Origin of the sequence: Clostridium sp. 16K-1-R1, assembly GCF_023921145.1 — a bacterium.
Taxonomy (GTDB): Bacteria; Bacillota; Clostridia; order Clostridiales; family Clostridiaceae; genus Sarcina; species Sarcina perfringens.
This window is the reverse complement of record NZ_CP046515.1, coordinates 591872-615310: the sequence shown is the minus strand read 5'-3', so window position 1 is coordinate 615310 and position 23439 is coordinate 591872. Positions and strand designations below refer to the sequence as shown.

Genomic DNA, 23439 nt, shown 5'->3' with positions numbered 1-23439 from the left:
AAAATAGCTAATATCTTAATCCTTAACTAGAATATAAACAAAAATTTAAACTAAAATATAAACTAATTTATATTTAAATTATAATGAATTTATATAGGCATATTGCACTCACAGCTTAATATTAATAATAAATTTAAAGCTTATAGATTTAATTCTCCCATATTTTAAAGCAACATAAATTGTAGATTAAACTATAAAAAACTATTAATAAAAATTATTTCTTTACTCTATTTATAAAAATACTACTTAAAAAGCACTACTTATTTAAAATAAAAAATAGACAATTCTCTTCTAAAAAAAGATATTGCCTATTTTAATAATTCATAAAAATCTTATCCATATTAAGTTTCTCCTATAATTTTTTCCTTTGATCTTTATAGTTAAATCATATTATTCAAAGTTTTTCATTTCTTCCCTAAGTTTTTTTAGTATTCTTTCCTTTCTCCATCTTGCTTTTGAATAGGTAGTAATATGCTTATGCTCTTGGCAATATTTCTGAAAGTTTCCTCTATCTCTGTATACATAAAGTATAAATTCCCTATCGCTTTTTGAAATATTAGCTAAAGCTTTTACGAAAGCTCTCATTTTTTCTCTCTCAACATATTCATCCTCTATGGACATCTCATCCTTAATGGTCTCACCAATAGTAATACCTTCCCCTATAGGACTATCTAAACTTGAAAAATCAAGTCTATTCTCCTTCTTCTTACACATAGTTCCAAGTTTGTTCTTAACATTTGTACTAATAAAAAATATAAACTCAGAACCATGATCTCCATCAAATTTACTTATGGATTCAATAATAACACTTCTAGCTATTTGCTTTAAATCATCAACATCATAACCATTAATAAAAAACCTAGTAGAGTATTTATGAATTAACCCTTCATAAATAGAAACAACCTCAGCCATAGCACACTTATCACCCTTTTTACCCCTAATAATTAACTCATTTAAAGCTTCCTTATTTCCCTTTTCCCCTAAAAGTCTAAGTTCCCTAGCAGTCTTATTAATAAATCTTTGCTTCTTTTCTGCCATACCTAATTATCCCCCTTAAAATGCAGAATTTTTAAAATAGCTATTAATATATCTAGTTATGTTTTTAATTTTAAATTAAATAGTTTTTATTTTTCATAATATATAAAGTTATGTTATTTATTGTAAATTTATCTTATCATTTAAACATTTACATTTCAACAGAATAACAAATGATTTTCTATTTTTTAACAATAAATACATATTAAAACCTCTTCACTATTTAAATATGCTTTAGTAGGAGAAAAAGCTGTATTATTATGTTAAGTTTCTTTAAATACTATAAAATTTTATACTATATAGAAATTATTATGTTGACATCCATATACTAAATATAAATATTTAGCTTAAAGGAGTAAAATTATGTCAAAAAAATCTAAATACTCAATTCCACCCAAACATCCAATTCCTAGAAACCCTCCTAAAGGTTTTTGACTTGTTAAAGGTAATTACGGCAAAGGGAAAGTTTATACTGATGGTAAAAGATTTATTACTCCAGATATAGATCAACATAGAGGTGGCTGATGAAAATTAGCATATAAAATTAAAGATTTATGAAAAAAGTCTACTAGAGAAGGAACTTATAACTTTGATTTAACTATTAGGTTAGGGGACTAAAATTAATAAAGACTTATCATGAATGAAAAATTATGAAATAAAATCCAGTAGAGAATATTAACTTAACTCTCTACTGGACTCTATTAATGGAAATTATACAGTAATAATCTCTTTTTCAACTTCTTTTTTGAATAAAGATTCTTTTTCTGATAAATTATTTAGATATTCAATAAATCCTTCTCTAAGCTCTGGTCTTCTTAAAGCATATTCAACAGTAGCTTCTAAGAATCCAAGTTTATCTCCAACATCATATCTTCTTCCCTCAAAGTCATAAGCATACATTGCTTCTTGTCCCATAAGTTCTAGAAGAGCATCTGTTAATTGGATTTCTCCACCTTTTCCAGGCTTAGTATTTTCTAAAATATCAAATATTCTTGGAGTTACTATGTATCTTCCTAATATAGCAACATTTGAAGGTGCTTCTTCAACAGATGGTTTTTCAACCAATCCCTTAACCTTATAAACTTTTCCTTCAATATATTTTCCATCTACTATTCCATACTTAGAAACATGACTTTCTGGAACAGTTTGAACTCCTAATACACTAGTTTTATACTCATTATAACAATCAATTAACTGTTTTAAACATGGTTTTTCCTCATTATAAACTACATCATCCCCAAGTAGTATAGCAAAAGGTTCATCCCCTACAAAAGTCTTTGCACAATGTATAGCATGTCCAAGTCCTCTTGGCTCCTTTTGTCTTATATAATGAATGTCTACCATATCTGATATATCCCTAACCAAATATAAAAGTTCATTTTTACCAGATTTCTCAAGCTCCATTTCAAGCTCAACAGACTTATCAAAGTGATCCTCGATACATTTTTTGCTTCTTCCTGTAATAATAAGAATCTCTTCAATGCCTGAAGCTATAGCTTCCTCAATTATGTATTGAATAGTTGGCTTATCAACTATTGGAAGCATCTCCTTAGGTTGTTCCTTTGTTGCAGGTAAAAATCTAGTACCAAAATCTACTGGTATTACTTTGCTTATATACTCTCTGTTACACTTGCATTTGAAATTCTAATAAATTAAAATTTAATAAACAAATTATTAATTTTTCATAAAAATACATATTAATACATTCAATATTACTTTTCTACATTAATTAAATTGCTTATTTCTTTTACTATATTAATACAATTTTTTAACGTTACATCATCATTGTCAAGTTCAGGGTTAAATTCGACTAAATCTAATGCCCTTACTTTTTTACTATTAAATAATCCTTTTAAAATATTAATTACATTATCTAAGCTCAATCCATCTTTAACTGGAGTTCCTGTTCCTGGCATATACTCTGGACTTATACTATCAATATCAAAGCTAATATGTATATTTTGTATATCTTTGTTATTTAAATTACTTAATATAGATTTTATTATTTTCTCTTCTCCTAACTTTTTCACATCATTAGTTGTCCAAACATTTACATTATTTTCTCTAAGTAATACATTTTCACCTTCATCTAAATCCCTAGCCCCAATTATAAATATGTTTTCTGATTTTATTTTAGGCCCATTAAAATAAATATCTGTCAATCTATTTATACCAATTCCAGCCGATGCAGCCAGAGGCATTCCATGTATATTACCACTAGGTGTAGTTTCTAAATTATTAAAATCTCCATGTGCATCAATCCATATTATGGCTAAATTATCCTCATAATACTTAGCTGTTCCTGCAATTGTTCCTAGCGCTAATGAATGATCTCCTCCTATAGTGAAAGGAAATGATTCATTCTTTAAAGCTAAATATACATTATTAGCTAAATTTACATTTGAATCAACTATTTCCTTTAAATATTTAGCTTTTTCACTATAATAATATTTTTCTCTTGAATCACATGATGCTACATAAATATTTCCCATATCAAATACATGATTATATTTACTCAAAATTTCTTTTATTCCTGCTTCTCTTAATTTATTAGGACCATTGTTTACTCCCCAAATATCTGATCCATAAAATAAGGGCATTCCTATAATATTTATATTCATATCTTAATCATCCTCTCTTAAATACTTTAATAAACATATCTTAGAAAAAATAGATGAAACTATAAAAACTATTAATGTTGCTAATGCAGCACCAATTATTCCATATCTGCTTATTAAATATATATCCAATAAAATATTACAAGCTCCAGATAATATTGAATTATAAAAATTTTCTCTTACACATTTTAAACTTGCTAAAATATTTCCATATGGAATTCTAAATGTTGAACTTATAAAGAAACCTATCATTAGTATTCTAAAACTAGGCAAAGCTCCCATATAATCATTTCCCCATAAAATTTTAATTATAAAAGGTGCTAATAAAAAACAAACAATTGCTATTACTAAGTTTATAATAATTAAATATTTTTCTAAAACTTTAACTTTACTTCTTATCCAATCCTTATCACTAAATTTTTGTGCAAAATAAGGATAGCAAAATATCATTATAGACATTGTTATAAATGTCAAATTAAAAGGAATTAATGTTGCTACTTTATAATCAGCAACATCATATTGATTTTGCATTATTCCTCCAACTAACGATGTATCCAATAAATATAACATTTGTGACATTGCTGTTGTCAATGCTGTGACTATTGAATATTTTATAAATTCATTTTTTTCATTTTTATCCAAAACTGAAATCTTTAAATTCAAATCACATCTTATATAATTAAAACTCACAAAAATTGTAACTAAATATGATAAATATGTTCCAATTATAATTCCATTAATCCCCCAAATATACCCCAAAATTATGTTCCCAAAGAAATACATTATTGAATTTATAATTGATACATTACTAAACTCTTTATTTCTTAATGTTGCTCTAAGATATGATAATATAGTATTATAAATAACACTTAAAATAGGTATAAATGACATCTTTAACAAAGTATTATTGACACCAACAATATTATTGGAAAAATTACTATATACCAATAATATAATACTTAAAACCACATTAGCAATTAAACCCATTTTAATTCCTAACTTTAAAAATGCTAATTTTTCTTCAACTTTCTCTTTCATACTACAATATTGTAATACTCCTAAAACGCTACCTAACCCCTCAAGTAAAAGCAATAAATTTAAATCATTTTTAGCTAATGAATAAATACCATATTCACTTTTATCTATTACTCTCGCTAATAAAATTATTGTTCCAAACTGAATAATTTTATTTATAAAACTACTGGAAAATATCCTGAAAAATCCCTTTTCAAGTAAAGCTACAATTTTTTCATTTTTTTTTAAATTAATTTTCATATTTTAAATTTCCTCAACTAAAATTTTATTAAATTCAATTAAAGTCAATACTTGTGCTTTTTCTGAAAAGCACCCATTATTATACAAATAAATACAATCATTTTTTAATTCATTATATTTAGATAGATATTCTATATTATCAATAAAATACTTATCTAAATAATTTTTCAAATCATCATTATTTTCATACCAAAAATCGTATGGATTCATATTTAATTTATTATTTTGTCCATTTATTATTTTATTTAACATTATATTTGACTTTCTATAGAATTTTCCTATTGGGCCATTCATATACATAGAATTAAATTTATTTGGCTTGGCATTCCATTTTTGCCACTTATAATTAGTTGCATCTTTATAATATTTCTGAATCATTGACAAGAATAAATTTTCTTTATATTTATATTTTGGATCCATTCTCATTGAAAAACTAACAATATCTACATGGGTAAAATCTTCAAAGGTTTCTATATTTTTATGCAGGCTTATAGAACCATTATATATTCCATTAATCCCCCTATTAAATACTGCAAAATGTTCTTCGTTCATATAATTTTCTTCTGCAAACTTTTGCAAAAAATTAACTTTTTTAATTAATTTAGTTGAATAAGCCCAATTTTCTATTTTGGGTTTTGAATGATATGGAGCATCTATGTAATCACCATGCATTATATCAGCTTGATTCCCATTATGAACCCCTCCAAAATTTAACAAATTAACTTTATCAATTGTATCTACTAAATGTGCTGCTCCACTATATAATATTTGTCCACCATTTCTTTTTACATATTTATTTATATTTTTTAAGAATCCACCATTATTCAAACTCTTAATTATACTATCAAAATTATAATCATTAGATATTTTTCTAGCAATCGTTTCATCTAAAGAATAATTTTGAGAAAATGTAATTGTACTTATATCTCTAAACCCAAGCTCATTTCCACCTATAGCAATCATTCTTGAATCTAAGCCTCCACTTAAAAAACATAAATGATTATAATTTTCTTCTTTTTCCTTACCAAATGATTGTTCAAGAGAATATTTAAATCTCTCATACATTTCTTTCATAATTTCTTCTTTTTTCATTGTAGTTAAATTAGTATTATCATAAATGAAATATTTTTTTCTTTTTAACTTACTATTTTGTAATATTATATATTCTCCAGCAAGAATTTTATTAACATCATTTAACAAAGTAAAATCGTGAATCATATAACCAAATGTTAGCATCATATAACAACTTTTTTCATTTAAATTCAAATTATATCCTAACTCTTTTTTATATTTAGCCAATTCAAATATATCAGTAGATACAATTAAATCATTGCTATTATGAAAATAATATATGAATTTATTTCCTAAATGATTTGTAAAAGAATATGTTTTCTTGGAAATAATATCATATATTATACCACTAAAATTTCCTCTTAATTCCTTTATCATATCTATCCCATAATTACTATATAATCTAAAGTATAGTTCTTTTGCATTAGTACATAAATATTTTTTCTTTAATTCTTTTAGATTCAATATTACTCCATCAATACAAATTAATATATTATTTTCTAAAGCTACTATTTTATCATTTATAAATTTATCATTGAAAAATTCTTTTAAATAAATATCATCTATATTTTTAAAACTATCTAAATCATTAATTTTTTTTTGTGTCTTAATTAATGTAAATCCCATTTATTTATCCTCACTCAAAATATCACTGTATATTTCTATTTCTTTTTTTACTATCTCATTCCAAGTAAATGATTTATTTATTGTTGAAATTATAGTTTCATCTACATTTAGATGAACTTTTTTTAAAATAGCATTTGCCATATTCATTTCAAAATTAATATCATCTTCAATTAAGTTGTTATCATCTTTTATAATAGCTTCCGGAATTCCTCCAACATTAGTTGCTACAACTTGTGTTCCACAAGCAAGAGCTTCTATAATAACATTTCCGAAACCTTCATCTCTACTTGGCACAACTAGTAAATCCATACACTTCATATAATTAGAAACTTTTTTTTGATCTATTCTTCCAGTAAACTCACACTTAATACCGTAATCTTTAATATTGTTTATTATTTGGTCTTTAAAAAATCCCTCTCCAATTACAATATACTGTATATCTTTATTAAATTTATTTATATAATAAAATATTTTAGATAATCGATCTGCTCCTTTTACATATTCTAAATTTCCAACAAATCCAATAATTTTTTTGTTAATAGGCAAATTCAAACTTTCTTTTAAGTCTAATTGTTTTTTTAAATCTATCACTTTAAATAAATTATTATCTATACCATTATATATAATTTCAGAATTTTTATTTTTATATCCATATTTAATAGCTACTTCTCTTAACTTTTTACTAACAAATATAACTTTATTAGCTGCATTTAAAGAATCTATTATATCCTTTTTATATTTTTTTTCTTTTAAATAAATATTTATATCCGAGCCATGACATGTTACAACATATGGAATGCCATATATTTCTTTTATTTTTTTTGCAATAATAACATTAGGAAATGCATAATGTACTTGTATCATATCATATGATTTTTTCATTATTAAAGATTCTATTTCTTTCTCCTTATTTTTATAAAAAAAATAAGGAGTTATTTTTTTTATAAAAATTTTAGTAAAACTATTTTTTTCATTTATAAAATTCCATTTCAAATTTTCAACATATATTTCTTTTCTTTTGGAATATCCTTTTATTTTATTTAATATATAATTATTAGAATAATAATTAAAAGAATATAAATCCAATTCAAATTTTTCTTTTATTCTATTACATCTATTTATTATAAATGTAGCTCCATTATTATTTTTATCAGGTCTAATTTCTGATAATACTAAAATATTTTTCATATTAACACCTATTTTTTTTATAGTTCCCAATAATTTTTATAATTGTATAATTACAAAAAATTAGTCTTGCAAAATTATCTCCATAAATTAATCCATTAAAGCTTTGACAGTATAATTGAAGTAATATATATAAAAATATTACATCATATGCCTTAAATCTTATTAATTTAATTAATGGATATATTATACTTATCAAAACCAATAGAACTGCTACAATTATTCCATAATCATAACCCCACATTAATACAGGAAACTCAAAATTATTGATTCTATTTTTATCTGTAACTATTCTTGAATAATCATAGCCTCCGCCATATAATAGTTTTGGTCTATAGTCACTATTTTCAAATACAGTTTCTATAGCTCCAAACCTACCATTGGTTATATCTCCTGATTGTATCGCGGTTATAAATCTACTTTTTATATTTTTCTCAAAATAATTTGTTTGAGAGATAAAAACAATTATTACAATACTAAAACAAATTATAGACCCTTGAAGGAACTTATTCTTATTTTTTAATCCATAGAATGCTATAGAAAATATTGAAATAACTAATCCCATCTTACTTCCTGTTAAAATTGTTCCAACAAAAAATATAATTACAACTTTTAAAATATTAGATTGAAAATTTAAATATTTTATAGCAATTATATTCAAAACAAAATATATAATAAATATTTGCATATTAACAAGAGGATGTCCTAATATATTATATAATCTATATGTTCCAAATGAACTCATCCATTCCATGGTGCTTCTTAAACTATCCAATTTTATAAAATCTCTCAAAATAATATTCATTCTATAATTTGTAAGCATATCAATAATTCCAAAAAATATAACTATGTATACAATAATATTTATTATTTTTATTAAATTAATAAAAAGTTTTTTATCAAATATTTTTTCTTCAGCTAATAAAAGTAAAGGAATTATTATTGTAGTTAATGGAATAGTATAATAGCCTAAACTTAACTTACTTTTTAAATTTGTAAAAATAATCAAAACATATATGAAAAAAATATATATTAATACTTTATTGTTTAATTTATTTCTAATAGAAAATAATATTACTGAAACTAATAAAATAATATTATAATAAAAATCTATTCCTATATAAGACATAAAAATTTGTCTAAATGTATAATTAAATAAAAATATTGATACTGTTATTAATACTAAAATCCTTTTATTTTTTTTATCCACCAAAGAAATTCCTTTCTAATTTATATTTTTTAAATTTGACGATATAATTTCACCTGCTTTAATAAATTTATTTTTATGTATTATTACTGGACCAAAAATCATACTATTGGGTCCAATAGTAACATTTTCATTAATTACTGGCTGAGTAATAATTTTATTATTATACTTAAGTTTTTGACCATTATTCCCCCCTATAGTAACCCCTTGATATATTTTTACATTACTCATAATTTCAACTTCACTACCTATAACAACACCTAACCCATGAACTAACATTACTCCACCATTTATTTTTGCCCTATAATCTATATCTACATTAAAAATTATTCTATTTATTAACCAAATAAATTTAGATATAAATCCAAGTTTATTTAAATAAAGCCAATTGCTTATTCTATATAATAACATTGCATGAAAGCATGGATTTATAAGTACAGCTATTGATTTTTTAGAAAAAGAATTCTTTTTATAAAACTTAAAATCTTGTATTATTAAACGCACTAAATTCCTCCATAAAATTCAATATATTTTTTTACACAATATTCTTTAGAATATTCTTTAGATTTCCTAACTCTATATTCTTGTAAATCTTCAGAACATATCCCTTTTAAATGTAAAATATCATTTTTACTCAAATCTTCAACATTATATTTTGCTAAACCTAACTTATGATCTTTATTAATTTCATCATAAAAATCACCTATTTCACCTATCATCATAACAGCTAATCCATTTGATAAATATTCAGCTATTTTTACTGGTGATGCCACCCTATTTAATTCTAAGTTATCCCTATATATTACTCCTACATCAGCATTTAAATAAATTTGTTTTAATTCACTTTTACTTAAATTATATAGAATATTTAAGTTTATATTTTTTTTATTAGCTTCTATTTTAATTTTTTCTTCAAAGTCTAAATTTTTGTTACCATTTAAACAGAAAAACCATGTACTTTTATCTTCTGTTTTTCTTAATATTTTATAATATTGGTCTAATTTTTGATAAAATTGTTGTCCACCTATATATATATATGATATATTTTCTTTTTCACCATATATTTTATTATTATTATTGCTATAAATAAAACTTCCAAAACAAGGTATTATATTATAATTATTCGTTATATTATATTTTAAATTATAATGTTCAAATAATTTGTTTGAAACAAAATTAAAACTTAAATTTTTCTTATTAAAAATCCTGTCATCTATCTTTTTAAAATGAATTGCCCTACTTAAATTTGTATCTTTAAGCTCTTCATATTGTGCTCCTCTAATATCTGATATAAGTTTAAAATTATATTTATTTTCATCAAATTCTGATATTATTAAACTAGCTTCCTGTGCTCTACAATGTATTATTTTTCTTTCAGAATTATTATATTTAACTTTAAAAAAAATATTTAATATATACTTTGCAATATTATAAGAAAACATATTTTTAAATCCTATATATGGTATTAAAGTAATTTTAAATTTTCTATTTTTTCTTAGTAATATTATTTTTTTTAAAATATCTTTATTCCATCTTATATTTACTGGCTGCAAACATAATAATTCAACATTATATTTTTCAGAAATTTTGCTATCTAACAATTCATAAACCTGTGAATTAAATACTGTTGAATTAATTCCTTCAAGAGTAATATATATTAATTTTTCACTCATAATAAGTCCCTTCTTTATGTATTCATATTAATGCATTATAATAATCTATGTGTTTTCTTTTCATTTCTGACATTGTAAATTTTTTCAAAACCGTATTCTTAGCATTTTTATTCAAACTATTTAAAATATTTACATTCTTCAAAACATAATGAATAGTATCTTCTAATTCTTTAACATTTTTAGGTTCAATTATAAATCCATTTATTCCATTATCTATAATTTCTTTATTTCCTCCGACATTAGTGGCTATTACAGTTCTAGAATTTATCATTATCTCCATATTGGTTATAGGAAATCCTTCAACTAAAGATGGTAGTATATACATATCTAATGATTTAATTATATTTTTTATATCATTCCTAAAACCTATTAAAAATATATTTTCTGATAAATTATTATTTATTATATAAGATTCTATCTCTTCTCTTAATTTTCCATCTCCAATAATAATTAAATTACACTTAATCCCCTTTTTTATAACATTATTAAATGCCTCTAACATATAAATAATACCTTTTTCTTCACTTAATCGTCCTATAAATCCAAATGTAAAACAATTTATATTCAACTGTTTTTTTAAATTAACAATTTTAACGTTTAAATATTCTTCTTCTTTAATACCATTATATATAAGTTCTATATTTCTAGCTTTAATACCATTATCAATTAAATTCTTTCTAACACCTTCTGAAACAGCTATTATATTTTTTCCTCTTAAATTAATAAAATTCTTACTCTTAAAAGTACTATGTTCAGAATGTATCACTTTTGTTTTTGTATTTATTTTAGCAAGATTAGATAACGCTGTTGTATATCTATGATGTGAATGAATTATATCTATTTCTTCATCCTTAATTAACCTTCTTATTTGCCCAATAGATTTATAAAAACTTTTTTTATCAAAATCTATTAAAATGACTTTTACATCTTTATCAATTAAATCTAAATATTGACCTCCACTACAAGCTAAATAAATCTCAAAGTTACCATCATTTATATTATTTATTAAATCAATAACAACTTTTTGTGCTCCACCTATATTCATATTTGGATATATATATAAAATTTTAATTTTCACTTAATCACCCCTTTACTTTATATTTCAATACATATATCAAAAACTTTAAATTTCCAATAATATATCTTTTCCACATACGCCTTGGTTCCTGAATAAATCTATAAAACCATTCTAGTCCATTTTTTTGCATCCATTTAGGAGCTCTTTTTGTTTTCCCTGCTATAACATCAAAACTTCCCCCCACTCCCATAACAAATGGAACATTTAAATACTTCATATTATTATTTATCCAATATTCTTTCATTGGAGAACTAAATGCTACAAATAAAATATCAGCTCCAGAGTCATATATTTTTTTAGCTATTTCCTTACTTTCTTCCTCTTTAAAATAACCATTTCTATATCCAGCTATATTTAAATCAGGGTATTCTTTTTTTAAAATTTCAACAACTTTTTCCACAACCTCTTGTTTCGCACCAAAAAAATATGGTTTATATCCTTCTTCTGCTGACATTTTAATCAAATTTGTGAATATATCTATACCAGTAACCCTTTCTGGTAAATCATTTCCTAATATTTTTGATCCCCAAACAATAGATTGTCCATCAGCATTTATTATTGGGCATTTATTTATTATATTAGTTAACTCAATATTTTCTTGCATTAAATTTATTTTCCCTGCATTTATTACCACATGTTGTATATTTTCTCTATTTATAATAGCTTTCTTTATTCTTTTTAAAGTTTCATCCATAGTTAACGCATCTACATATGTATTCAAAAATTTAACTCTTTTTTCCATATAATCATCCTTTTTTTTAATTAGGCATTAAGTTTTACTTAATGCCTAATTAACTAATTATAATTTATATATATTATTTGATTTTTCGAAAATATTTTTAGTATCTAAAACAAATTTCCCATTGACCATACTTTTAAATTCTTTTATATGATTATGTGCTACAAGTACTACAACTAATTCTACATCATCCAAAAATTCATTGAAGTTATTATATTGATTTTCAAATTTCTTTTCTTCTATCCAAGGATCATATAATTTTATTCCTTTTACAAAATATCTTTCTAATTTTTCCAATATTTGAAGAGTTGGACTTTCTCTTAAATCATCAACATTTTCTTTATATGTAAGTCCATATAAACCAACTTTTGATATGTCAGTTATTCCATTTTCATTCATTACATCTCTTATTCTATCTATAACAAAATCTGGTTGTGAATCATTAACTTCTCTAGCAGCCTTAATTATATTTACTATTTCAGGATAATCCCCTACTAAAAACCATGGATCTACTGATATACAATGACCTCCAACGCCTGGCCCTGGAGTAAGTATATTAACTCTAGGGTGTTTATTAGCTATTTTTATTAATTCGTAAACATCCATATTCTCTTTTCTACATATTCTTGAAAGTTCATTTGCAAAAGCAATATTTATATCTCTAAATGTATTTTCAACAACTTTTGAAAGTTCAGCTGTTTTAATATCTGTAACAACTATCTCTCCATCACAAAAAGTTTCATACCATCTTTTAACTTCATAACCTATTTCAATATTATCAGCACCTATAGTTCTTGAGTTATTTTTCAACTCATTAACCATATTTCCTGGTATTATTCTTTCTGGAGCATGTACTAAATGAATATCTTCTCCAATTATAAGGCCTCTATTTTCGACTATTGGTCTTACAAACTTATCCATCGTACCTGGAGAGACTGTTGATTCTATTACAAGAATTGTTCCTTTATCACAAACATCTAATACACTTTCTACTGCAGAAATAACATACTTAGCATCTAATTTTTTGCTTTCTTTTATATATGGTGTAGGTACAGTTATTATGTATTTGTTAGTTTTAGCATACTCAGTTGAAAACTCTATTCCTTTATTTAAAGCCTTCTTGTATAAGTCATATAAGCCATCTTCTTTAAAAGTAACTTGTCCATTATTTAATGTATTAACTATTTCTTTGTTATAATCTGTTCCTATGACCTCAATTCCTGCACCTGCAAATGATAATGCTGTTGGCAAACCTATATATCCTAATCCAATAATATTTAATTTTTTCATTTTTCTTATCCCCCTAGTTTAAATTTTCTACTATTATATCTATAATTCTTGAACAAGCTTTTCCATCTCCATAAGGATTAGCAGCCTGTGACATTTTTTTATATAAATTTTCATTATTTATTAATTCATTTGCTATATTAAATATCTCATCTTGATCTATTCCTGCTAATTTAACAGTTCCCGCTTTTACAGCTTCTGGTCTTTCTGTCTCGGTTCTTAAAACCATAACTGGTTTACCTAAAGCTGGTGCTTCTTCTTGAATTCCACCTGAATCAGTCATTATTAAACAAACTTTATTCATTAAATTTGTAAACTCCACATATTCTAATGGCTCTATCAAATGAATTCTTTCTTTATGACTATCAAAATACTTATGCGCTAATTCTCTTATGATAGGATTCTTATGCATTGGAAATATAACTTCAACTCTGTTATTTTCTTGTATTAATTTAATCATAGCGTCAAAAATATTCTCCATTGGTTTTCCCCAATTTTCTCTTCTATGAGTAGTCAATAAAATAACCTTTTTATTTTTAAAATCTATTTTATTTAACACATCTTGTTCAAATTTATATTCATCATCTATAACACTTAAAAGTGCATCTATAACAGTATTTCCTGTAACATAAATTTTTTCTTCACTAACACCTTCTTTTAATAAATTCTCCTTATTAGTATCGGTAGGTGAAAAATGCAAATTAGTTATAACTCCTGTTAATTTTCTGTTAGCTTCTTCAGGAAAAGGTGAATATAAATCATAACTTCTAAGCCCTGCTTCTACATGCCCAATAGTCACTTTATTATAAAATGCAGCCAAAGCTCCATTAAATGTTGTTGAAGTATCACCATGTACTAAAACTATATCCGGCTTTACTTTTTTAATAACTTTATCAATTCCTGAAAGAACTTTATTAGAAATATCTATTATAGTTTGTCCATGTGCCATTATATTCAAGTCATATTGAGGCTCTATATCAAAAATTTCCAATACAGAGTCTAACATTTCTCTATGTTGTGCTGTTACACAAACTATAGATTCAAATCTACTATCTTTCTCTAAACTTTTAACAAGTGGTGCCATTTTTATAGCCTCTGGTCTGGTACCAAATACACTCATAACTTTTATTTTTTTCATAATTATCATCCCCTTAACTTGCACTTTCATCTCCAAAAAGCACAAAAAATGTTTTGAAAATTAACTTTATATCTACCCATAGATTTCTATCATGAACATACTTTACATCAAGTTTCATCCAATCTTCAAAATCTATATCATTTCTCCCCATAACTTGCCAATAACATGTTAATCCTGGTTTTATCTCTAACCGTTCTAACATCCACGGTTCAAATTTAGCTACCTCCTTTGGAAGGCTTGGTCTAGGACCAACTAAGCTCATTTCACCCTTTAAAATGTTTATAAGCTGAGGAAGTTCATCTATACTAGTTTTTCTTATAAACTTTCCAACCTTAGTTATTCTAGGATCATGTTTCATTTTAAACATAGGTCCTGACATTTCGTTTTGTTCCATAAGCTTAGCTTTAAGCTCTTCTGCATTACTGACCATGGATCTAAATTTGTACATATTAAACTCTTTACCATACTGTCCCACTCTTTTTTGTGAAAATAGCACACTGCCCTTGCTATCTTCAATTTTTATAGCTATTGCTACAATCAAAAATAATGGACTTAATATGATTAATCCAAAGCCTGATCCAAGGATATCCATTACTCTCTTAAAAAATAAGTATATTCTATTTCCTTGATCTGCTTTTATATATTCTTCTCTTTCTTGAACCTTCTCCACAGATTCATACATCAAGCTTTCCTCCTAACCAATACTTTTAATCTTAATCTCTATATAACTTATCTACTAAATTCTGTACTTAATATTAGTAAAATAACAATTAACATAAACACTATAAATCTTAAATATTATTACTTTTTTTCAGTTTTTTTACATAACAATTGACAACTTACACTCCTTATAAGGAGTGTTAAGTTGTTTTAGTCAATATCAATCTTTTTTATAATAATGGTAGTATTTTCCCCTTTGGCTTTCCTCTCCATTAAATATAGTACCTATTATATTAGCTTTAACTGCTCTTAAGCCCTTTACAGCCTCTACTACAGCATCTTTCTTTGTATAACCATACTTTACAACAATTATTGTTCCATCAACCTTTGTTGAAAGTATTTTTGAATCCGTCACTGCATTTACTGGAGGAGTATCTAATATTATATAATCATATTTTTCCTCTAATTGAGTTAAAAGATGTTCCATAGCTCTTGAAGCTAACATCTCAGCAGGGTTTGGAGGCACTAAACCTGAAGGTAATACATGAAGTCCTGATTCATGTTTGTAAACTACCTTAGAAAATTCAACTTTTCCAATTAAAAATTCTGATAATCCTATAGAATTACTTATTCCAAAGTTTTTATGTACAACTGGTTTTCTTAAATCACAGTCTATAATGATAACCCTTTTTCCATCTTGTGCAAATGAAAGAGCTAAGTTAGCACTTGTTGTCGATTTTCCTTCTCCTGGCTCTGAACTAGTTATAACAATTGACTTAACAGGATTATCAAAGGAAGAGTATTGTATATTTGTTCTTAAGGTTCTATAACTTTCAGCTGCTACTGACTGTGAATTACTTTCTAATATTAACATCTACTTTCCTCCTTTACTTTCCCATATTATCGTAGTCTGGAATTGTACCTATTATAGGTAACTCTAAAGTTTTTTCCAGTTCTTCTCTTGATTTAAATGTATTATCTAAATATTCAAGTAAAAGTACTACGCCTACCCCTACCATAAGTCCTAAAACGAATGCTATAAGTATATTAAGCTTCTTATTTGGACTTACTGGATGTTCTGGAAGCTGCGCTTTTTGTATAACTTGAACATTTCCATTTGGAATAAGTTCCTTAGATTCTGAAATAAATTCATTGGTTATAGCCTCTGTTACTTTTAATACATCCTTAGGATTTCCTCCCTTATAGCTTAAATCTAATATTTGAGTATCAGCACTTGGAGTAACATTAAGATTATTTAAAATTCCCTTTATTTCCTTTTGATTGTAATCTAAATTAGCACTTTTAACTGCCTTGGTAACTAAATCCGAAGTCTTTACAAGTTCTGCATAAGTCTTCATAAGTTTTTGATACATCATAACATCATTATTATTATAAGATGCATTTTCTTGAGTAGTCTCTTGCTTACCAATGAAAAGCTTAGTTTTTGCTTCATATTGTGGTTTTATAACAAAAAAACTTAATATTGCTGAAACTAAAGTAGCTGCTATGGTTATTAACGCTATTAGTTTCCATCTTTTCTTTAAAGCGTAAGCAATCTCTTGTAAGCTTATAGTATTTTCTTCCATGAATCCTCCTATACTCTATTTATTTTTTAATATTTTTAACAAATTAATCTCACCTAACTATAATATACCAAAATGTTTCTTTCATAAAGCCCCCTATAGTTTCTATTTTTTACTTTTTAATATTTTAAACAATTATTTCCCGACTATTTTTCACATATAATTTTAATTTAATTAAAATTACCCTTAAATAAATTCTTTAATTTGTATATACTTTATTTGTAAATTAATTATTTTGAAAAATATAGATTACTTTTTTCTATAAATACCAAATTATTAAAAATAAAAAGTTTTCATTTCTAAGTAATATAAATTATTTTTTTAAATTGAACTTTTACCAAATAATACATTTGACTTTTTTCAACAAACCCCTTTTAATTGTTAACTTTTTGTTAATTTTAACTTGATAACAAATAATTTTAAATATTTTATTATCTTTTTAAATTATTCAAATTAAGTAATATTCCTTTTTTAAAATTACTTAACTTAAGTATTACTTATATATGATTTTTATTGTTATACATCCTAAATCTTCTTTTCTTATTTTTGAAAGCTTTACACTTAAACTTCCCCAATTAAACTTTTTATTTTTCCACTTGCTATTTTCTAAGGAAAGTCCTAAGTTATTAGAAACCCAATTCTCATATTTCTCAAATTGGTACTTCTCTAAATTATCAATACTTCTAAGATCTATTTCCTTTGGCCTAATTCCCTTAAACTCTACATCCACAAAAAAATCCAAGCCTTCTACATTAACAGGCTCTAAAATTTCAAATTTATTTCTTTCCTTAAATTCTGAAACTGTAAAATCATAATTCTTTTTTAAATATCTTTTAAAGAAAAATTTATTACTTCCTCTCTTAATATTCTTTCTTCCAATCTTAACTTTCCCCTTGCATAAACTCATAATTTCACCTACTATCAATATTATTTTTATTGAAAAATTCTTAATCTTTAAGAATCTTTCCCCTTAAATAAAAGCCTTCAAATAAATAAATTTTGATAAACATACATTTATTCTTTATTTTAAAAACTCTTTTATCTCAGTTTTATTCCATATATTTCATCCCTTATTCCAATATATTTTCATATTATCAAATCATAATATTTAGGTAAATTTAATTCGTTTTACAATTTATAACACGCTATTTGTTAATTTCAATTTATTAAATTTTATTTTTTAAGTAAAATTATATTATTAAAATTAAATACATATTACAGATACATATTTAATATTTTAGAAAAATTTCGTTTAAAAATTATAATAAAAATATTATTACTTATTTTAAATTTAATATTTTTATTTAATTATATTTCTAAAAATTTTTCATTTTTTATTTTAATCATCCTGCATTTAATTACTTCCTAATATATACTATAAAAACTATAGAAAAAGCTTGTACCAAAATACCACTATAAAACTTATAAACATCTTCCTTAAATCAATTAATATATAAAACTCTATATATTATCCCTTAATATAAAAAGTAATATATTATTTTAATTTCGAAATCTATAAATTTTATTAATGAGTCACTTTGATACAAGCCTCTTAATAATTTAATATATATTTTTCATTGTTATTGATATTTAGCTTAAGCATACTTAATAGGATTTTATTAAAAGCTAATTTTATATACTTTGCAATACAATCTACTTTTCTAAAATTAAACTTTATATACTTTAATCAGCTCTATAAAGTCGTAATTGCAACACAGTAAATTTATCTAAAATCCATCACTTACTTTGTCCATACTTTTTATTGTGTCTTCTAATTCTTCATTACTTTCATCTAATTTTAATCTTCCATAGATAACTTTATTTACTATTAAAGCTATACCTATTCCTACCACTATAAAAGCTATTCTCATCGGTACTGAAACTCCTGGTTGGAATAAAATCATTGCAGCTCCTAAAGAACTCATGGTTATAAATATCATCTTTATTTTATATTCCTTGATGAATGTGTAAATATAACTTAGGATAAGTAAAACTATACTACTAAACTGTTGTGGTACAATATAAACAAATATTAATACAAATATTGCTGATCCTATTAAAGTACCAAAAAATCTTTCCTTAACCCTAGTCTTAGTATCATCAAAATGTGGTTGAGTTATTGACATTGCAGTAATGCTTATCCACATTGATTTTTGGAAACCAAGTATGCTTCCAAGTAACATAGCTATGGATACAGCCAGTGCCATTCTTAGTGAAAAGTTAAATTGAAGGGTGTTTTTATTCATAGTTTTTATCATTTCACTTATATTCATATGATCAGAGTCATCTTTTTTTCTATGACTGAAATAATAAACTAAAGCTATTAATGCTCCTCCAACAAATAATGCTATAAGCCTTCTTGGCAATTCACTCCATGTAATAGGAGTTCCTTCTATAAATACATAACAAAGTATAAAAGGCAAATATGCCTTTGTTTCCATAGCATTAGTAACTAAATATGACACTACAAATATGCTTATGAAATTTACTACAAACCCTAAAAATGGATTTATTGAAGCTATTTGACTTGAAACTCCCATAAGAACAAAGGATAACACTGTAGTTATAATAGCCTCATTTAATTTTAAACTTAAATGAACATCTACAAACATAAGCATTGCAGTTATGGCGCATACCCCTACAAGACTATTAGCACTTCCAAAGACAGCTCCATATAAAGTAACAAAAATAACTATACCAATTATCAAGATTAAATTACTTATAAGAATCTTAGGTTTTAGATTCTTTTTTATACTTTTTATCATTCTCTCTATTCCTCTTTTCCATCTAGTCATTTCTTCTGTCGAGCATTATACCACATTTAAAATTTTAGTGAAATAAGTTTTTTATATAAAAAAATAGAGTTCAAAGCATTTTTTTATTACTTTGAACCCTTATTCATTACTTTATTAATATCTCTAGTGCTTTAAGAAACTTCTTTAAAACTTCCCAAAATCTATTAGCTGTATTTAAATAAGTATAAACCTTACAAACAGTATGAAGAGAATATCTAGATGAGCTTTAGAATTTAAATTATTACGGAGAAGATATTACGTTAAAAAGCTGAGACTGTTAATTTCTTAGGAATACAATCTCACAAAGTTCGATTGCATAAGTTCAAGATTCCAAATTAAAAATTTGGGCTTTCACTTAAGTTTCGAAGCTTTAGTAATATCTTCGGAGTAATAATTTATTCAAATGACTCCAATGTAACTAAAGTTCCATTGGATAAGTTCAAGCTTCCAAATTAAAATTTGGACTTTCACTTAAAATCTAGTAATTCTCGGAATATGTTTGTAAGGTTTATTATTTTGATATAACTCTTTAAATTACTTTTTCTTAAAGCTTATTATGGCTTTGAATAAATCACCATCTACTTCTATATGGAATTTTCCACCTTGAAGTTCAACAAAGCTCTTAACTATTGCAAGCCCTAATCCTGAACCCTCTGTATTACGAGATTTATCTCCTCTTACAAACCTATCTGAAATTTCATTAATATTAAAGGTTATTTCATCTGCTGAAATATTTTTTATGATAACATCAACATTTTCTCTTCCATCTTTAATGTCTATATACACCCTTGAATTAGGAAGAGCATATTTAACCACATTAATTATTAAATTTTCAAATACTCTGTAAGTTCTTTGTCCATCTAGTGGTAAGATTACTTTTTCCTCTGGCAATGAAAGTCTCATATCTAAACCAGCTTCATTTATTTTATCATCTAATTCTAAAACTACTTGCTTCATAAGATATGAAATGTCCACATCCATTATATTCAAATTAATATTTCCAGTAGTAGCTTTACTTACTTCAAATAAATCTTCTATTAAATGTTTTAACCTTTGTGATTTTCTCTCTAAAGTTTCTAAGTAAGCTTTCCTTTTTTCCTCATCTTCTTCTCCTTTTAATAGATCAACATAAGCAATTATTGATGTTAATGGAGTTTTTAAATCATGAGAAACATTTGATATAAGCTCTGTTTTCATTCTTTGACTTTTAACTTCTTCTTCAACGGCTGCCTTGAACCCCTTTTGGATATTATTTAATTCATCTCTCATTGGATTAAAGAAGCCACAATCCTCATCATCCTTAGAGTCTAAGTTTCCATTTGATATTTCCTTGGTCTTTTCTAAAATTTTGTTATAGTCCTTTTTCCACTTATCTATATATTTTCTACCAAAGTAGAATAAAATTCCTGAATATATTACTACTCCGAATATTCCAAAGAACCAAACTGAACAAAGGATTGAGACAATGACAAAGTTTATTCCTAAAATTATTAAAAGAACCTTATCACTATTTTTATTTAAATCTATTCCTTTAATATAGTTTATGAATTTTCTTAATATAAAAAATATAACGTCTTTTACTTTATAAACTAATAAATGCTTTCTTATATAATTTTTAAATCCAATATTAAATATATATTTTACATAGATTACTTCAAAGAATACAAAGCCATATATGACCATCCAATAAAGCACATTAATTATATTAGTAACTATATCTAAATGTGGTAAGCTAGTCATTTTTAGAGCTTCACTTAATCCTCCTTGAAGTGTTGGAATTATTATAAGTCTTCCACTTTCAATTGTGAATGCTAGCATAATTGAAGCTATTATAAAGTTAATCTCAAAAGGAATCTTTAAAAACTTATTAAAACCTAAAACCTCTCTTGTATATTTAAATGGAATAAGTAAGGCAAGTAAACAAGTGACTATTATTCCAATCATGATGAAAGGAGCGCTAGCACTCCCAAGTGCCATAATCTTATTATTCATTTCACTATAATATAAGTTATCTTGATATTCTAAAGTTTTTGGTACTGCATACACATAGGTCATATTTTCTATGGGTTTTGCTTCATACTCATTGTGATATGCAAAATACTGTGAATCCATATCTAATAATAGATTGCTTACCCTTGGGCTATCCTCCCCATAAATTTTTTCTAAAGAAACCTTTCCTCTATTGTTATACTTAAGTACCATATAAAATCTATAATAATTTTCTAAATCACCATTTTCAATATATGAACCCTTTGCTAAGGCTTCAAGCAACCAATTTTGATCTCCTTTGGTTTCATACACTGTATTCCCCTCTTCATCCATAGCATATACTCTTAAGTTTCCTAAAGAATGTACTTTATTTATAAGTTCTTTAATATAGGAATTTAACTCTCTCTTATCTTCATTTAAGTTATATTCTGGACTCTCTTCACTATTAGATATATTTTCCCTTTTTAAAGTGAATAAATCCTCTATAGGATTTAGTTCTTTATCATTTTCCTCAGCTTTTTTCTCTAAATAATCATAGTAAATTCCATAGTTTGTATTTATTATTTTTTCTCTAAAATTATAATTATCAAGTAAACTATAACTTGTAATATAGTTTGGAGCATTTTTCTTTATTATAGGATATGATAATAATAAACATACAGATATAATTCCTATTAATATTAAGGTTATTATTGTAAAAACCCACTTTGTTTTATTAGTTCTATTTTCCTTATTAACTTGTAAGTTTTCCTTATTGCTTTTCGATTTTATAGCCAACTCCCCACACCACCTTTAAATATTTTGGATTTTTTGGATCTATCTCTATTTTTTCTCTTATATTTCTTACATGGACCATTACAGTGTCTGTGTTTACTGCATTTTCATTCCATACTCTTTCATATATTTCCTCTGCTGAAAAAACTCTTCCTGGACTTTTAATAAGTAATTGAAGTATTTTAAATTCTATAGGAGTTACTTTTACTACATCTCCATCTAATATTACTTCTTTTCTATCACTATTAACCTCTAATCCACCTATGGCATAAGAATTTGTTTTCTTCTCATCCTTTTTCACCATGTTTAAGTATTTAGAATATCTTCTTAATTGAGAATTAACTCTTGCAAGAAGTTCTAATGGATTAAATGGTTTTGTTACATAATCATCTGCTCCAATATTTAGTCCTAAAATTTTATCCATATCCTCTGATTTAGCTGATAACATTATTATAGGAAAGTCATAACTTTCTCTAATTTTCATTACCATTGTCGCCCCATCCATTTTAGGCATCATTATGTCAACAACAGCTAGGTGAATCTCTTCTTTTTCAACTATTTCTAATCCTTCTAAACCATTGCTTCCTTTAAATACATTGTACCCTTGATTTTTTAGATATATTTCAATAGCCTCTGCTATTTCCTTTTCGTCTTCAACAACTAAAACATTATACTTTTCCATCTCTTTATTACTCCCTTTTTTAT

Annotated in this window: 20 protein-coding genes; all 20 read right to left on the bottom strand. The window is 25.0% G+C overall.

What is annotated here, in order from left to right; all coding sequences use genetic code 11:
• Positions 1-390 precede the first annotated feature (390 nt).
• The 20 genes from GOM42_RS02700 to GOM42_RS02605 all read right to left on the bottom strand — a co-directional run bounded on the left by GOM42_RS02700 (position 391) and on the right by GOM42_RS02605 (position 23416).
• Positions 391-1038, bottom strand: coding sequence for a sigma-70 family RNA polymerase sigma factor (locus tag GOM42_RS02700; RefSeq protein ID WP_057230718.1), 648 nt, complete (start codon positions 1036-1038; stop codon positions 391-393).
• 708 nt (positions 1039-1746) lie between these two features.
• Entirely contained in the window at positions 1747-2649 is a 903-nt protein-coding gene (galU, locus tag GOM42_RS02695; protein ID WP_078209848.1) for a UTP--glucose-1-phosphate uridylyltransferase GalU, read from the bottom strand.
• A 98-nt stretch (positions 2650-2747) separates the two neighbouring features.
• On the bottom strand, positions 2748-3656 hold the full coding sequence (gene rocF / locus GOM42_RS02690) for an arginase (protein ID WP_057230714.1): 909 nt from the start codon (positions 3654-3656) through the stop codon (positions 2748-2750).
• Between the two features lie 3 nt (positions 3657-3659).
• Positions 3660-4928, bottom strand: coding sequence for a polysaccharide biosynthesis C-terminal domain-containing protein (locus tag GOM42_RS02685; RefSeq protein ID WP_057230713.1), 1269 nt, complete (start codon positions 4926-4928; stop codon positions 3660-3662).
• Positions 4929-4931: 3 nt separating this feature from the next.
• On the bottom strand, positions 4932-6626 hold the full coding sequence (locus GOM42_RS02680; RefSeq protein WP_057230711.1) for a hypothetical protein: 1695 nt from the start codon (positions 6624-6626) through the stop codon (positions 4932-4934).
• A complete protein-coding gene (locus tag GOM42_RS02675) occupies positions 6627-7814 on the bottom strand; it encodes a glycosyltransferase (protein ID WP_057230709.1) in 1188 nt (395 codons plus the stop codon).
• Position 7815: 1 nt separating this feature from the next.
• Positions 7816-9021, bottom strand: a complete 1206-nt coding sequence (locus tag GOM42_RS02670) for a hypothetical protein (protein WP_078209847.1) — start codon at positions 9019-9021, stop codon at positions 7816-7818.
• A gap of 15 nt (positions 9022-9036) precedes the next feature.
• Positions 9037-9522 carry a hypothetical protein gene (locus GOM42_RS02665; RefSeq protein ID WP_057230705.1) on the bottom strand — a complete coding sequence of 162 codons (486 nt, stop codon included), beginning with the start codon at positions 9520-9522 and terminating at the stop codon, positions 9037-9039.
• Entirely contained in the window at positions 9522-10691 is a 1170-nt protein-coding gene (locus GOM42_RS02660; protein ID WP_057230702.1) for a hypothetical protein, read from the bottom strand. The genes GOM42_RS02665 and GOM42_RS02660 overlap by 1 nt, the downstream gene beginning before the upstream one ends.
• A 22-nt stretch (positions 10692-10713) precedes the next feature.
• Entirely contained in the window at positions 10714-11769 is a 1056-nt protein-coding gene (locus GOM42_RS02655) for a glycosyltransferase family 4 protein (RefSeq protein WP_057230700.1), read from the bottom strand.
• Between the two features lie 4 nt (positions 11770-11773).
• The gene (locus GOM42_RS02650; protein ID WP_057230698.1) at positions 11774-12511 is read right to left on the bottom strand and encodes a WecB/TagA/CpsF family glycosyltransferase; all 738 of its coding nucleotides are present in this window, start codon (positions 12509-12511) and stop codon (positions 11774-11776) included.
• Positions 12512-12568: 57 nt separating this feature from the next.
• Complete coding sequence (locus tag GOM42_RS02645; protein ID WP_057230697.1) at positions 12569-13798, bottom strand: nucleotide sugar dehydrogenase; 1230 nt, start codon at positions 13796-13798, stop codon at positions 12569-12571.
• A 13-nt stretch (positions 13799-13811) separates the two neighbouring features.
• On the bottom strand, positions 13812-14933 hold the full coding sequence (gene wecB, locus GOM42_RS02640) for a UDP-N-acetylglucosamine 2-epimerase (non-hydrolyzing) (protein WP_134854825.1): 1122 nt from the start codon (positions 14931-14933) through the stop codon (positions 13812-13814).
• Positions 14934-14946: 13 nt separating this feature from the next.
• The gene (locus GOM42_RS02635) at positions 14947-15615 is read right to left on the bottom strand and encodes a sugar transferase (protein ID WP_057230695.1); all 669 of its coding nucleotides are present in this window, start codon (positions 15613-15615) and stop codon (positions 14947-14949) included.
• 198 nt (positions 15616-15813) lie between these two features.
• Positions 15814-16467: a CpsD/CapB family tyrosine-protein kinase gene (locus GOM42_RS02630; protein WP_057230693.1), complete on the bottom strand. Its 654-nt coding sequence runs from the start codon at positions 16465-16467 to the stop codon at positions 15814-15816.
• A 13-nt stretch (positions 16468-16480) separates the two neighbouring features.
• Positions 16481-17179 carry a Wzz/FepE/Etk N-terminal domain-containing protein gene (locus GOM42_RS02625; RefSeq protein WP_057230692.1) on the bottom strand — a complete coding sequence of 233 codons (699 nt, stop codon included), beginning with the start codon at positions 17177-17179 and terminating at the stop codon, positions 16481-16483.
• Positions 17180-17669: 490 nt separating this feature from the next.
• Entirely contained in the window at positions 17670-18083 is a 414-nt protein-coding gene (locus GOM42_RS02620) for a hypothetical protein (RefSeq protein ID WP_049039355.1), read from the bottom strand.
• Between the two features lie 820 nt (positions 18084-18903).
• On the bottom strand, positions 18904-19941 hold the full coding sequence (locus tag GOM42_RS02615) for an FUSC family protein (protein WP_049039356.1): 1038 nt from the start codon (positions 19939-19941) through the stop codon (positions 18904-18906).
• A 564-nt stretch (positions 19942-20505) separates the two neighbouring features.
• Complete coding sequence (locus tag GOM42_RS02610) at positions 20506-22737, bottom strand: HAMP domain-containing sensor histidine kinase (RefSeq protein ID WP_049039260.1); 2232 nt, start codon at positions 22735-22737, stop codon at positions 20506-20508.
• Positions 22712-23416 (bottom strand): response regulator transcription factor, encoded by a 705-nt coding sequence (locus tag GOM42_RS02605; RefSeq protein ID WP_003471479.1) that lies wholly within the window; start codon positions 23414-23416, stop codon positions 22712-22714. Before GOM42_RS02605 ends, GOM42_RS02610 begins: the two co-directional genes overlap by 26 nt.
• Positions 23417-23439 lie beyond the last annotated feature (23 nt).

Coding starts and splice junctions, on each gene's coding strand:
- GOM42_RS02685 (WP_057230713.1), bottom strand. CDS start 4,928: ATGAAAATTAATTTAAAAAAAAATGAAAAAATTGTAGCTTTACTTGAA.
- GOM42_RS02650 (WP_057230698.1), bottom strand. CDS start 12,511: ATGGAAAAAAGAGTTAAATTTTTGAATACATATGTAGATGCGTTAACT.
- GOM42_RS02615 (WP_049039356.1), bottom strand. CDS start 19,941: ATGATAAAAAGTATAAAAAAGAATCTAAAACCTAAGATTCTTATAAGT.
- GOM42_RS02625 (WP_057230692.1), bottom strand. CDS start 17,179: ATGGAAGAAAATACTATAAGCTTACAAGAGATTGCTTACGCTTTAAAG.
- GOM42_RS02620 (WP_049039355.1), bottom strand. CDS start 18,083: ATGAGTTTATGCAAGGGGAAAGTTAAGATTGGAAGAAAGAATATTAAG.
- GOM42_RS02660 (WP_057230702.1), bottom strand. CDS start 10,691: ATGAGTGAAAAATTAATATATATTACTCTTGAAGGAATTAATTCAACA.
- GOM42_RS02680 (WP_057230711.1), bottom strand. CDS start 6,626: ATGGGATTTACATTAATTAAGACACAAAAAAAAATTAATGATTTAGAT.
- rocF (WP_057230714.1), bottom strand. CDS start 3,656: ATGAATATAAATATTATAGGAATGCCCTTATTTTATGGATCAGATATT.
- GOM42_RS02700 (WP_057230718.1), bottom strand. CDS start 1,038: ATGGCAGAAAAGAAGCAAAGATTTATTAATAAGACTGCTAGGGAACTT.
- GOM42_RS02645 (WP_057230697.1), bottom strand. CDS start 13,798: ATGAAAAAATTAAATATTATTGGATTAGGATATATAGGTTTGCCAACA.
- GOM42_RS02605 (WP_003471479.1), bottom strand. CDS start 23,416: ATGGAAAAGTATAATGTTTTAGTTGTTGAAGACGAAAAGGAAATAGCA.
- GOM42_RS02675 (WP_057230709.1), bottom strand. CDS start 7,814: ATGAAAAATATTTTAGTATTATCAGAAATTAGACCTGATAAAAATAAT.
- wecB (WP_134854825.1), bottom strand. CDS start 14,933: ATGAAAAAAATAAAAGTTATGAGTGTATTTGGTACCAGACCAGAGGCT.
- GOM42_RS02630 (WP_057230693.1), bottom strand. CDS start 16,467: ATGTTAATATTAGAAAGTAATTCACAGTCAGTAGCAGCTGAAAGTTAT.
- GOM42_RS02635 (WP_057230695.1), bottom strand. CDS start 15,615: ATGTATGAATCTGTGGAGAAGGTTCAAGAAAGAGAAGAATATATAAAA.